The organism is Bifidobacterium phasiani, assembly GCF_019331775.1.
In the GTDB taxonomy this organism is placed as follows: domain Bacteria; phylum Actinomycetota; class Actinomycetes; order Actinomycetales; family Bifidobacteriaceae; genus Bifidobacterium; species Bifidobacterium phasiani.
In genome coordinates, this window is record NZ_JAHBBD010000011.1 from 36,640 (window position 1) to 49,301 (window position 12,662).

Genomic DNA, 12,662 nt, shown 5'->3' on the forward strand with positions numbered 1-12,662 from the left:
GCGGATCGACGGACTGGCTCGCCGAACCGCCGCAACAGCGATGTTCCTCATGCCCGGATGATGCCGGGCGGTTCGGCGGCATCGGCCGGGCCGGGCGGTGGGTTGCAGGCAGACGATATGCTGGTTCGGATGAGGGAACCGATGAGCCTGCGGTTGGCGGCGATGCAAGACCTGCCCCGAATCAAGGACGTCTATGGGCGCATTGTCGACCACATGGACGAGACGGGCATCCGCATTTGGGACGATGTCTATCCCCGTGAGTTCTTCGAGGACGATATCGCGAACGAACGCCTGTACGTCGTGACGGCCGGGGCGGATGTCGCCGCCGCCTTCGCGTTGTGCGATTCGCATCCGGGCGAAGGATTCGTGCAATGGCGGGACGGTCGGGGCAAGGCGCTGTACGTGGACCGGTTGGGCGTCGACGTGGGCTATCGCGGATTGGGAGTCGGCGGTCTGGCTCTCGGGCACGCCAAGACGCTCGCCCGGAGGCGCGGGGCGGAATATTTGCGGTTGTTCGTCGTGGATGCCAACGAACCGGCCATCCGCCTGTATGGCAGAAGCGGTTTCGTCCGACGGCCCGGCGTCTATGACGAGGTCATAGACGCCGATCTTGTCTTTCACGAATATGGATTTGAAACGGCTCTATAGATGACGGCCATCCTGTGCGGTTCGGGTCTGTGCGAACGTCGCGCGCGTGAGGTCGCAGCCCTCCAGGGCCATTCCGTGCGGCTCGGGTCTGCGCTTGTCGGAGGGCGGCGAAGTCGGCTGGGGCGGCGGGCCTCCATCAAACGGCACGGCTCGGCGGAGGTGGGGCGACGGCGGCCATGCGGCTGCGCGGTCCAACCGTCCGCCATCGTGACGCGAAAGGCGGGAGCCGTGATACGAAAAGGCGGGAGCCCCGGCCAATGGACCGGGGCTCCCGCGCATGACGCCGATGGTTCGAGGCCGAACCGGACGGTCAGATGTGGAAGTACAGCTCGTACTCCAGCGGGGTCGGGACCAGGCGGGCCTGGTCGATCTCGCCGCGCTTGATGTCGACCCACGTCTCGATGAGGTCGTCGGTGAACACGTCGCCGGCGGTCAGGAAGTCGTGGTCCTCCTCAAGGGCGTCGAGCGCCTCGGCGAGCGAGCCCGGAACCTGCTTGATGCCGGCGTGCTCCTCCGGCGGCAGCTCGTAGAGGTCCTTGTCGACCGGCTCCGGCGGCTCGATGTGGTTGAGGATGCCGTCCAGGCCGGCCATGAGCTGCGCGGAGAACGCGAGGAACGGGTTCGACGAGGGATCCGGCGCGCGGAACTCGATGCGCTTGGCGGCCGGCGAGGAGCCGGCGAGCGGGATGCGGATCGCGGCCGAGCGGTTGCGGGCCGAGTACACCAGGTTGACCGGCGCCTCGAAGCCCGGGACCAGGCGGTGGTAGGAGTTCAGCGACGGGTTGGTGAACGCCAGCACCGACGAGGAGTGCTTGATCAGGCCGCCGATGTACCAGCGGGCGAGGTCGGACAGGCCGCCGTAGCCCTTCTCGTCGTAGAACAGCGGCTTGCCGTCCTTCCACAGCGACTGGTGGCAGTGCATGCCGGTGCCGTTGTCGCCCGCGATCGGCTTGGGCATGAACGTCGCGGCCTTGCCGGCGAGGAACGCGGTCTCGTGCACCACGTACTTGTACTTCATCAGGTCGTCGCCGGCGTGCTGCAGCGAGTTGAAACGGTAGTTGATCTCCTGCTGGCCGGCGCCCGCGACCTCGTGGTGGGCGCGCTCGAGGACCAGGCCGACCTTCTGCAGGTTGGCGACCATGTCGTCGCGCAGGTCCTGGGTGTGGTCGCACGGCGGGACCGGGAAGTAGCCGCGCTTGATGCGGTTCTTGAAGCCGATGTTCGGGGTGCCGTCCTCCTCGACGTCGGTGCCGGTGTTCCACGGCGCCTCGACGGAGTCGACCTCGTAGAAGGAGCGCTGCATCGAGTTCTCGAAACGCACCTTGTCGAAGATGAAGAACTCGGCCTCCGGCGCGAAGTACGCGACGTCGGCGATGCCGGTGGACTTCAGGTAGGCCTCGGCCTTGCCGGCGACCTGGCGCGGGTCGCGCGAGTACGGCTCGTCGGTCAGCGGGTCGACGATGGAGAACGCGACGTTCAGGGTCTTGTGCTTGCGGAACGGGTCGATGTAGGCGGTCTCGACGTCCGGGATGAGCTTCATGTCGGACTCGTTGATGGCCTGGAAGCCCTCGACCGAGGAGCCGTCGAACGGCATGCCTTCGTCGAAAGCATCCTTGAGGAACTCGCTTGCGGGCACCGTGAAGTGCTGCTGGACGCCGATGAGGTCGGTGAAGCGCACGGAGACGTACTCCACGCCCTCCTGGTTGATCAGCGCCTCGGCATCGGCCTTGGTCTTGATTGCAGTCACTGGACCGCTCCTTTCATGAAATGGTTACGGGTTCTAAGTGTAAAAGGTCTGGTTTCGTCCGTTCGCCGATTCGGTTACGAGAATGTTTCGTGCCGGCGAACCGGCGGGGCGGTGGGAGGCTGCGGCGTCGCGGCGGTGACGTGATGGCGACATGGCGGCGTCGCGGCGGGAGGCGATGACGATGCGGCGGGAGGCGTCGGACGGCGGGGCACCGCGGCGGCGGCCGACGGTCCGGTTGGTGGCCGGCGGAGGCGGCAAACCGGCGGGTGGGGCTTGCGGCACGACTTGTTAGTGATAGAATAACAACCGTCCGATCCGACGGACGGGAGGAGGAATCGTCGATGGCATACCCCACGCGGCTCAGCGACGCCATCCATATCCTGCTGTATGTGCACGTCAACGCGGGCGACGATCTGTCCAGCGCGGCGATCGCCGACAGCGTCAGCACCCATCCCTCCTACGTCCGCCAGCTGATGTCGGCGCTGCGCAAGGGGGGGTTGCTGGACTGCTCGCGCGGGCAGGCCACGCCGACGCTGACGCGCCCGGTCGGCGATATCAGTCTGCTCGACGTCTACCGCGCGGTGGAGGGAGGGCGGCCGCTGCTGCACCGTGATGCGGACACCAACCCGGAATGCAGCATGGGGATGTGCATCCAGACGGCGGTGCGCAGCTGCTTCGACGAGATCCAGGAGGCGGCGGAGCGTGCGATGGCCTCGATCTCGCTGGAGGACGTCATGACGCGGTTCCGTTGCGAAGGCGAATGCCACTGCGACCCGCGACGCTGTCCGTGCGGCGGACGCTGCGGCTCGCCGACATGCGGCGCGCCCGCCGGCGGGGGAGCCGCCGGGCATGCGGCGCCGGCATCGTGTTGCGGCGCGGCGGATGCGACGGGCTGCGCGGGCGCGGCGCGCACGGCCGGCAGGCAAGGCGGGCCGGACACGGCGGACCCGCCGGATGCGGCGGACGGGACGGCTGCTGCGGATGCGGCGGACATGATGGACGCGGCGAGTCCAGACGTGGCGGACGGGACGAACACAACCACGATGATGACACCGGCCGGTGAGACCCCGGCGGACGGGAGGGCATGATGGCGACGCGGGAGCGCTATGAGGTGACGGGCATGACCTGCGCGGCATGCCAGACGCATGTCGAGAAGGCGGTGGGCGCCCTGCCGGGCGTGAGCCGGGTGACGGTCAACCTGCTGAAGAACGACATGGTCGTCGAATACGACGACGCGGCCGTGACCGGTGGACAAATCGTCGACGCGGTCGAGAAGGCCGGATACGGCGCGACGCCCGAGACGCCGCGCGCCGCGTCCGCCGGCGCCGCGCGCCCCGCCGCGCAGACGCCGTCCGAGCGCGCGCGGCGCGAATACCGCGCGATGCTCCGGCGCGTCGTATGGTCGTTCGTGTTCGCCGTGCCGCTGTTCTACCTGGCGATGGGCCACATGATGGGCTGGCCGCTGCCAGCATGCTTCCTCGGCGACGGCAACTCGATGGTGTACGCGCTCACGCAGGTCCTGTTGCTGCTGCCGATCCTGTTCCTCAACCGCCAGTACTTCATCGGCGGCTTGCGCAGCCTGCTGCACGGCGCGCCGAACATGGACGCGCTGGTCGCGCTCGGCGCGGGCGCCTCGGTCGTCTACGGCGTCTACGCGCTGTACAAGATCGCGATCGCGCTCGGCGCCGGCGATCTGGCCGCCGCCTCGCAGGCCGCCCATGACATGTACTTCGAGGGCGCCGGCACGATCCTCACGCTCATCACCCTCGGCAAGTTCTTCGAGGCGCGCGCCAAGGGCCGCACCTCCGAGGCGATCGACAGGCTGCTCGACCTGGCGCCCAAGCAGGCCACGCTTCTGCGCGACGGCGTGGAGAGCGTCATCCCCGCCGACCAGGTGCAGCCGGGCGACGTGCTCGTCGTGCGCACCGGCGAGTCGATCCCCGTCGACGGCGTGGTGCTCTCCGGCGATGCCTCGGTGGACGAATCGGCGATCACCGGCGAGTCCGTGCCCGTCGACAAGCACGCCGGCGACACGGTCGTCGGCGCCACGACCAGCCGCAGCGGCTACTTCACGATGCGCGCCGACAAGGTCGGCGACGACACCGCGCTCGCGCAGATCATCCGCTTGGTCGACGAGGCCACCAGCTCCAAGGCGCCGATCGCCAAGCTCGCGGACAAGGTGGCGGGCGTGTTCGTGCCCGTGGTCATCGCCATCGCCGTCATCGCGGCCGTGGTCTGGCTGCTGGTGGGCCAGTCGGTCGAATTCGCGCTGACCATCGCCGTCTCCGTGCTCGTCGTGTCCTGCCCGTGCGCGCTGGGTCTGGCCACGCCGACCGCCATCATGGTGGGCACCGGCCGCGGCGCCGCCAACGGCATCCTCATCAAGTCCGCCGAGGCGTTGGAGACCGCGCACGGCGTCACCACCGTGGTACTCGACAAGACCGGCACCATCACGACCGGCAAGCCGCGCGTCACCGACATCGCCCATAGCGCCGACGTCGACGTCGACACGCTGCTGCGCATCGCCGCGTCCGTCGAGCGCCCCTCCGAGCATCCGCTGGCCCGCGCGATCGTCGAGGAGGCCGAACGGCGCGGGGTTACGACCGTGCCGGTCACCGGCTTCACCCAGATCGCCGGCCGTGGCGTGCGTGCCACCGTCGACGGCATGGACTGCCTCGCCGGCAACGAGGCGATGATGCGGGAGTCCGGCATCACCGACGACGCCGTGGCGTCGCTGCGCGATGAACTGGCCACGCAGGGCAAGACCCCGCTGTTCTTCGCCGCGGACGGCCGCCTGATCGGCGTCGTCGCCGTGGCCGACACGGTCAAGCCGACCAGCCGCGCGGCCATCGACGAACTCAAGGGCATGGGCCTCGAGGTCGTCATGCTCACCGGCGACAACCGGCGCACCGCCGAGGCGATCGGCCGCCAGGTCGGCGTCGACCGCGTCGTCGCGGGCGTGCCGCCGCAGGACAAGGAATCCGAGGTGCGTGCGATCCAGGAGCGCGGCGGCAAGGTCGCGATGGTGGGCGACGGCATCAACGACGCGCCCGCGCTGGCGCGCGCGGACGTCGGGATGGCCATCGGCGCCGGCACCGACGTGGCGATGGAGTCCGCCGACATCGTGCTGATGCGCAGCAGCCTGCTCGACGTGGCCACCGCCATCGAGCTGAGCAAGGCGACGATCCGCAACATCAAGCAGAACCTGTTCTGGGCGTTCTTCTACAACGTCATCGGCATCCCGATCGCCGCGGGCTGCTGGTACGCCTCGTTCGGCCTGCGCATGAACCCGATGGTCGCGGCGCTCGCGATGAGCTTCAGCTCGGTGTTCGTCGTCGGCAACGCGCTGCGCCTGCGCCTGTTCCGTCCGAAGCATACGCAGGAGGCCCTGGAGGCCGACCGCGCCGCGGAGAACGGCCGCGACGGGGAGCGGGACGTGCCGGTCGTCGAGTTCGAGCCGGCGCCCGGGACCCCGGCATTGACTGTCCAACCAACCACCAACCAAGGAGGAACCATGATCAAGAAGACCATCGGCGTCGAGGGCATGACCTGCAACAACTGCGTCAAGCATGTCACCCGCGCGCTCGAGAACCTGCCCGGCGCGACCGACGTGTCGGTGAGCCTCGATGACAAGCGCGCCGTCGTCACCGTCCCCGAGACCGTGACCGACGAGCAGATCACCACCGCAATCGCCGACGAGGGCTACGAGGACGTCTCGGTCGCCTGAATCGGATGATACATCCGGTGATACAAATAAGACCTGCTGATATATCGTTATTGATGCGATGCAGCGGGTTTTATGATATATGATGTTGTATTGGTTGATACAACAAAGGAAGGAGTTGCTCATCATGGCCAATTACAGCAAGACCAGCGTCGCCGCGGCGCCCCGCACCGAGCTGCACGACACGCTCGGCCTGACCGGCGCGGAGATCAGCGTCAACAACCTGCCGGCCGGCGCGAGCGTCCCGTTCGTGCACCATCACCGGAAGAACGAGGAGATCTACGGCATCCTCGCGGGCAAGGGCAGGCTGGAGATCGACGGCGAAAGCGTGGACCTCGCCGCCGGCGACTGGATCCGCATCGCCCCGGCCGGCCGCCGCCGCTTCTTCGCCGCGGACGACGAGCCGCTCACCTTCATCTGCGTGCAGGTCAGGGAAGGCTCGCTGGAAGGCTTCACCGCGGACGACGGCGTCTCCGACTGACCCCGCCGAGCCCGTCGCGGTCCCCGTCCGGCTCGCCGGGCGGAAGCGGCATGCGACGAACGTAAAGGGCCGTGCATCCCGGGATTCCGGAATGCACGGCCCTTCCATGTATGCGGTATGCGCGACGGCCCGTATACGACCGCGCCCATGCGGCCGTACGGGACCTGCGACCCGCGGGATCAGCGGCCGCGCATGGCGCGACGGCTGATCTTCTGCGGATGCGTCGGATCGATGCTCTTGGGGATGCCGAAGCCCTGCTTGCGCTGCAGCGTGCGCAGGCGGTCGTTCAGGGTGTCCAGCTCCTGCTGGGTGAGCAGGAAGCGGCGGCGCGGGTGGATCCTGGCCATCAGGACGTTCTTGTGGTTGGTGGGCTCGTACGTCTTCTTCTTGACGATGGTGTTGCGCAGGTTCTTCAGACGCACCTGCTTGGGGCCGGTGCCCACGCAGATGCGGTACACCGGGATCGACGAGCCGGCGGTGACGCCCTTGATGCTCTGCTCCTGGCGGTCCATCGCGCGCATCACCCGGCCGTAGTCGCCCTCGCCGAGCAGGTAGATGCCGTTGAACCCGGTGCCGCGCCAGATCGCGTCCTTGGTCTTGGCGTCGAACCACACCGGCTCCTCGGGGAACGTGAACCCGGCCTTGTTCATGTTGCTCAGCACGCTCACCGCGGCGCCCGGCTTGCCCTCGAGATGCTGGTAGCCGACGCGGTCGGCGCGGTTGGTCAGCACCATCGTGGCGAACAGCGCGCCGAGCATCACGGCCAGCACGACCATGAGGATCCACATCAGCCAGGACCAGCGGAACACCAGGCCGAGGACGACGAACACCACGACCGGCGCCAGCCACGCGCCGGCCAGCAGCCAGGGCAGCACCTTGTCGTCGGCGTAGGTGTACTTGAAAATCTTGATGACCTGCTGGATCAGGCCCGGCTTCTTCTGCGCCTTCTCATCCTTGGATGGCATCGGACTCCTCGCTTCTAGTTGACGGGTTGACACACTAAGACCAATAGTCTAGCAGCCCCATGACCGCGCCGGGCGGCGCGTGTAGGGCGGCGGATGATGCGCCGCGCACGTTGCGCGCGACCAGGGCGGCGCGCATGCACGGCGCACATTGTGCGCGTCCGTGGCGGTGCGCCGGCCCCAGCGGCGATGCACCGGCCCGTCGCGGGGACGGACCGGACGTTGAGATGCGTCACGCACATCGTGCGCGGCGCGCCGGCCTCACCGGGTGTGCAACGGCCGGCCGTCCGCCTTGAGCAGCGCCTCGCCCAGCACCTCGCTGAACGTGGGATGCGGGTGGATCAGCCGCGCCGCGTCGGACAACGGCACGCGGTTGCCGACCAGCTGCTGCGCCTCGGCGATCAGGTCGCTGGCGTCGGGCGCCACCATGTGCACGCCCAGCACCAGCTCCACGTCGGGGCGGTCGGCCATCGCGCCGGAGACCACCGTCAGCGACCCGGCCTGCCCGCTCATCTGCATGCGGGCGTTGCCCATCATCGGGTAGACGGTCTCGTGCGCCTCCGCCACGTCGTCGCGCGCCCTGGCCTGCTCGAGCGTCAGACCCACGGCGGCGGCCTGCGGCAGCGAGAACACGATCCGCGGCACGCTCGCCTCGTCGACGGGCCGGGGCGCCAGTCCGGCGATGGACTCCGCGACGACGATGCCCTGCCCGAACGCGCGGTGCGCCAGCGCGTGGCCCGCGGTGATGTCGCCCACCGCCCACACCCCGGGCGCGGAGGTGCGGCCGAACGCGTCGACGGCCACGAAACCGCGGTCGTCCACCTCGACGCCCGCATCGCGGATCCAACCGGCGTCGGTGACCGGATCGCGGCCGACGGCCGCCAGCACCAGCTGCGCCGACGCCGTGTGCTCGGCCTCGTCGCCGTCACGGGTGTAGCGCACGTTCGCGCCGAGGTTCTCGCCGGTCTCGACCGCCACGACATGGCTGCGCGTCACGATCTCGACGCCCGCGCGCCGCAGCTCGCGCGTCAGGGCGGCGGCCGTGCGCCGGTCCCAGCCGGAGAGCACGCGGTCCCGGCGGATCAGCAGCGTCGTACGGCAGCCGGCCCGGTTCCACAGCGAGGCGAACTCCAGCGCGACCGCGCCGGAGCCGACGATGACGGCGCTGGCGGGGAACACGTCCTGCTCCAGCGCCTGCGTCGAGTCGATGAGCGCGCCGCGGAACGGCTCGCCGGGCAGCGGCCGCGGCCGCGAGCCGGTGGCCAGGACGACGTCGCCGGCGGTCAGGTCGACGCCGGGGCCGGCCGGCTCGGCGACCTCCGCCCTGACGTAGCGCTCCACGGCGCCGAGACCGGGGGAGGGCGCCACATGGACGGTGCGGTCCGCCGCAAGCGCGGCCTCGCCGCGGAACACCGTGATGCCGCGGTGCGCCACCAGCGCCGCCAGCCCCTGCACCATCGTGCCCACCGCTCGCCGGCGGTGCTCGCGCAGGGCGCCGTAGTCGATGCCCTCGAAGCGGACCCCGACCCCGCAGCCGGCGGCGCGGCGCGCCCCGTCGATCGCGTGGGCGGCGTCGAGCAGGGCCTTCGACGGGATGCACCCGCGGTTCAGGCAGGTGCCGCCGAGCGTTGCGTCGCGCTCCACCAGCGCGACGGATCTGCCGAGCTCCGCGGCTCGCAGCGCGGTCGCGTAGCCGCCCGGGCCCGCGCCGATGATGACGATATCGAATGCTTCCGGCATCGTTGCCTCCCTGGGTTGTATGTCACGGTCCGCCCACCCGCGGCCCGTGCCCGCGCGTCCCGAGCGCACGGGAATGCGGGTGTGTCTTTCCTTAAATATACGAAATCGCGCCCGCGGACGGTCGGTTCCGTCCGCGGGCGCGACGACAGCGATGATCCGCCGGCCGTCCCCCGTGGCCGCCGGGCCAGCGCCGAACGACGGCGCGCCGGCCGGCATGGACGACCCCTCGGGCGACGGCGGCGCCGGACGTCACTCCGGCCAGTGGCCGCGCTTGGGGTAGCGCGGCTTGGGCAGGCGCCAGCGGCGCAGCTGGATGGCGCGGCTCCACGCGTACGTCGCCGAGCGCGAGCCCTTGGCCACCGCGCGCTCGCCGTACTTGGCGACCAGCTTCTTCTTGAGCTTGCGCCACATCACCACGACGTCGATGATGACCGCGAACAGGTACACGTACAGCAGGATCATCATCGGCAGCGAGAGCAGCGGGTACACCATCGTGACCACCATCGACAGGATCAGCACGATGAAGGCCACCGGGATGAAGAACTCGCCGAGGTTGAAGCGGGCGTCCACGTAGTCGCGGATGTAGATGCGCCACGGAAGGCGCTCGGCCTTCGGCATGCGGTTGATGTCGCCGGTGCGCATCGCCTCGTACTCGGCGTTCTCCCTCTCGCGCTGGCGCTCCTTGGCGGCCTTGGCGCTGGCCTTGCGGTCCTTGGGCACCAGGGGGCGCAGGTTCTGCGCCTGCGCGACCTTGCGCTTCGGCGTGGCATGGCCCTTGCCGACGCTCTGCTCGGGCTTGGCCGGCTCGACCGGCTCCTGGGCCTGTTCTTCTTTCTTGAACGGGTTCCATGTCATGCTTGCAGGTTACGGTGACGTTAAGACACTGGCGGGCCGGCGGGCCGCGGCGCGCAACGCCGCGCGGCGCCGCGCCGGGGGCCAGCGGTACCCTGCAATATCAAGGCAAATCGGATGGACAAGGAGTGTCATGACAGCCGTGAACGTGGATGAGATTCGTGCGCGCGTGGACGAGGACTGGCAGCGCATCGTCGACCTGCTCGTGCGCAAGACCGCGCTGCAGTCGATTTCCGCCGAGGGCATCACCGGCGAGCGGATGCGTCGCTCCGCCGAGTTCGTCGCCGAGGAGCTGCGCCTGGTCGGCATCGACGCGAAGGTCGCCCAGGCGCACAACGCCGACGGCACGCCGGGCGCCTGGGAGGTGATCGGCTCGCGCGTCGTCGACCCCGAGGCCCCGACCGTGCTGCTGTACGCGCACCACGACGTGCAGCCGGTGCCCGACCCGTCCGTGTGGGACACCGAGCCGTTCGTGGCCACCGAGGTCGGCGAGCGCATGTTCGGCCGCGGCGTCGCCGACGACGGCGGCGGCATCGCCATCCACTCCGGCGCGCTCAAGGCGCTCGGCGACGATCTGGGCGTGAACGTCAAGGTGTTCATCGAGGGCGAGGAGGAGATGGGCTCGCCGAGCTTCATCCCGTTCATCGAGGAGCACCGCGACGAGTTCGCCGCCGACGTGATCGTCGTGGCGGATTCGGGCAACTGGTCCGCCGACATCCCCTCGCTGACCACGTCGCTGCGCGGCAACACCACGCTCGACGTGCACGTCAAGGTGCTGGAGCACCCGGTGCACTCCGGCCAGTACGGCGGCCCGATCCTCGACGCCAACACGCTCGCCGCGATGCTGATCGCCTCGATGTACGACGAGAACGGCGACATGCGGGTCCCGGGCGTGGACGCCGAGGAGCCGGTGGGCGGCCTGCAGCGCGACCTCGACGAGGCCACCGTGCGCGAGGACGCCGGCATCGTGCCCTCCTACCGCCTGGCCGGCACCGGCTCGATCGCCGCGCGCATGTGGACCAAGCCGAGCGTCACCGTCATCGGCTTCGACGCCCACCCGGTCGAGGGGTCGTTCAACGTGATCGCCCACGAGACGACGTTCCGCCTGTCGCTGCGCACCGCGCCGAACCAGGAGCCGGAGCGGGCGCAGCGGGCGCTCGCCGACTACCTGGTCGCCCACGCGCCGTTCGGCTGCGAGGTCAGCGTCACCCCGGGCGAGAACGGCATGGGCTGGGCCATGGACCCGAACGCCGAGGCCACGCGCGACGCGCTCGAGGCGATGGAGGAGGCCTTCGGCTGCGCCCCGGTGAACAAGGGCGAGGGCGGGTCGATCCCGTTCATTCCCGAGCTGCAGCGCATCTTCCCGGACGCGCAGGTGCTGGTCACCGGCCCGGAGGACCCGAAGGCCAACGCGCACAGCCCGAACGAGTCGATCTCGCTGCCGGGGCTGAGGAAGAACATCGTCACCGAGGCGCTGCTGCTGGCCAAACTCGCCCGCTGACCCGGGCCGCCGGATCGCCGCGGCGCGCACCCGCCCGCGGGCGCATGCCCCGAAGCGGCTCCGGCGCCGGTCCTCCGACTCGCCGCCGCCGTCCCTCCCCGCCGGAGGGCGGCGGCGCCGTCGTGCGGCCGTTGACCGGGGCATGCCCTACACTCGGGAACCGACACGGGGGCTCCGTGGCGCCGTCCGGGCGGCCACGGGGCTGAGATGAGGGTTTCCTCGACCGATTGAACGTATACCGGGTAATGCCGGCGCACGGACGTCGCTCTATTCCCGTGCCTTGAAGTACGCGGCACCGAAGGTCGGTGCGCGAGACAGAGAAAGGCACATCAATGTCTGCTACCATCTCCGAATCCAAGCCCATGCTCAAGTGGCGCGTCGTCGACATCGCCGTCGCCTCGGTCGTCGGCGTGGCGAGCGCCCTGATCTACTGGGTCGTCGCCCTGGTCACCAGCGCGCCGTGGGGCGCGCTCGAGGCGATCGTCCCGGGCCTGGCCGGCGTCTTCAACGGGCTGTGGCTGTTCGCCGGCCCGCTGGCCGCCGTCATCGTGCGCAAGCCGGGCGCGGCGCTGTACGCCGAGGTCGTGGCCGGCGTGCTGGAGGCCCTGATGGGCAACATGTGGGGAGGCGTGGAGACCTTCCTGATCGCCCTGGTGCAGGGCCTGTTCGCCGAGATCGCGTTCCTCGTCTTCGCCTACCGCAAGTGGAACCTGCCGGTGACGGTGCTCTCCGGCGCGCTGTCCGGCGTGGCCTGCTGGGGCTACTCCTTCCTGACCAACCTGCAGGCCGTCGACGTGGCCCAGACCTACGGCGTGGTCTACGTCGTCACGACCGTGGCCTCCGGCGCGATCGTGGCCGGCGTGCTCATGTGGTACCTGTACATCGCCATCGCCAGGACCGGCGCGCTCGACAAGTTCGCCTCCGGCCGCGAGGTGCGCGGCCAGGCCCGATGAGCCGGCGCGACCGACCGAACACCACCGCAGGAGACGCTTTCCGTGACGGAATCC

Annotated in this window: 10 protein-coding genes and 1 riboswitch; of the genes, 6 read left to right on the forward strand and 4 right to left on the reverse strand. The window is 69.6% G+C overall.

Translation table 11 applies throughout. The features are described 5' to 3' along the window. Positions 1–129: 129 nt before the first annotated feature. Entirely contained in the window at positions 130–648 is a 519-nt protein-coding gene (locus tag KIH73_RS05945; RefSeq protein ID WP_219081534.1) for a GNAT family N-acetyltransferase, read from the forward strand. Positions 649–958: 310 nt separating this feature from the next. On the opposite strand, the gene glnA is transcribed toward KIH73_RS05945, so the two are convergent. Continuing rightward, on the reverse strand, positions 959–2,395 hold the full coding sequence (gene glnA, locus KIH73_RS05950) for a type I glutamate--ammonia ligase (RefSeq protein WP_219081536.1): 1,437 nt from the start codon (positions 2,393–2,395) through the stop codon (positions 959–961). A 341-nt stretch (positions 2,396–2,736) separates the two neighbouring features. Here glnA and KIH73_RS05955 point away from each other — a divergent pair, with 341 nt between their 5' ends. The 3 genes from KIH73_RS05955 (at position 2,737) to KIH73_RS05965 (ending at position 6,600) form a co-directional block, all read left to right on the forward strand. After that, positions 2,737–3,483, forward strand: coding sequence for an Rrf2 family transcriptional regulator (locus KIH73_RS05955; protein ID WP_219081537.1), 747 nt, complete (start codon positions 2,737–2,739; stop codon positions 3,481–3,483). Further along, positions 3,483–6,122 (forward strand): heavy metal translocating P-type ATPase, encoded by a 2,640-nt coding sequence (locus KIH73_RS05960; protein WP_274608167.1) that lies wholly within the window; start codon positions 3,483–3,485, stop codon positions 6,120–6,122. Before KIH73_RS05955 ends, KIH73_RS05960 begins: the two co-directional genes overlap by 1 nt. A gap of 124 nt (positions 6,123–6,246) precedes the next feature. Continuing rightward, a complete protein-coding gene (locus tag KIH73_RS05965) occupies positions 6,247–6,600 on the forward strand; it encodes a cupin domain-containing protein (protein WP_219081541.1) in 354 nt (117 codons plus the stop codon). A gap of 179 nt (positions 6,601–6,779) precedes the next feature. Here the strand turns inward: KIH73_RS05965 and KIH73_RS05970 are convergent, their stop codons facing one another. The 3 genes from KIH73_RS05970 to KIH73_RS05980 all read right to left on the reverse strand — a co-directional run bounded on the left by KIH73_RS05970 (position 6,780) and on the right by KIH73_RS05980 (position 10,157). After that, a complete protein-coding gene (locus KIH73_RS05970) occupies positions 6,780–7,565 on the reverse strand; it encodes a DUF4191 domain-containing protein (protein ID WP_219081543.1) in 786 nt (261 codons plus the stop codon). A 258-nt stretch (positions 7,566–7,823) separates the two neighbouring features. Next, complete coding sequence (locus KIH73_RS05975) at positions 7,824–9,302, reverse strand: FAD-dependent oxidoreductase (protein WP_219081545.1); 1,479 nt, start codon at positions 9,300–9,302, stop codon at positions 7,824–7,826. 249 nt (positions 9,303–9,551) lie between these two features. Then, the gene (locus KIH73_RS05980; protein WP_219081547.1) at positions 9,552–10,157 is read right to left on the reverse strand and encodes a DUF3043 domain-containing protein; all 606 of its coding nucleotides are present in this window, start codon (positions 10,155–10,157) and stop codon (positions 9,552–9,554) included. 130 nt (positions 10,158–10,287) lie between these two features. Here KIH73_RS05980 and KIH73_RS05985 point away from each other — a divergent pair, with 130 nt between their 5' ends. Beyond that, a complete protein-coding gene (locus tag KIH73_RS05985; protein WP_219081549.1) occupies positions 10,288–11,655 on the forward strand; it encodes a dipeptidase in 1,368 nt (455 codons plus the stop codon). A 155-nt stretch (positions 11,656–11,810) separates the two neighbouring features. Then, positions 11,811–11,933: riboswitch (TPP riboswitch) on the forward strand. A gap of 54 nt (positions 11,934–11,987) precedes the next feature. Then, positions 11,988–12,608 carry an ECF transporter S component gene (locus KIH73_RS05990; RefSeq protein WP_219081550.1) on the forward strand — a complete coding sequence of 207 codons (621 nt, stop codon included), beginning with the start codon at positions 11,988–11,990 and terminating at the stop codon, positions 12,606–12,608. The last annotated feature ends 54 nt before the right edge of the window (positions 12,609–12,662 follow it).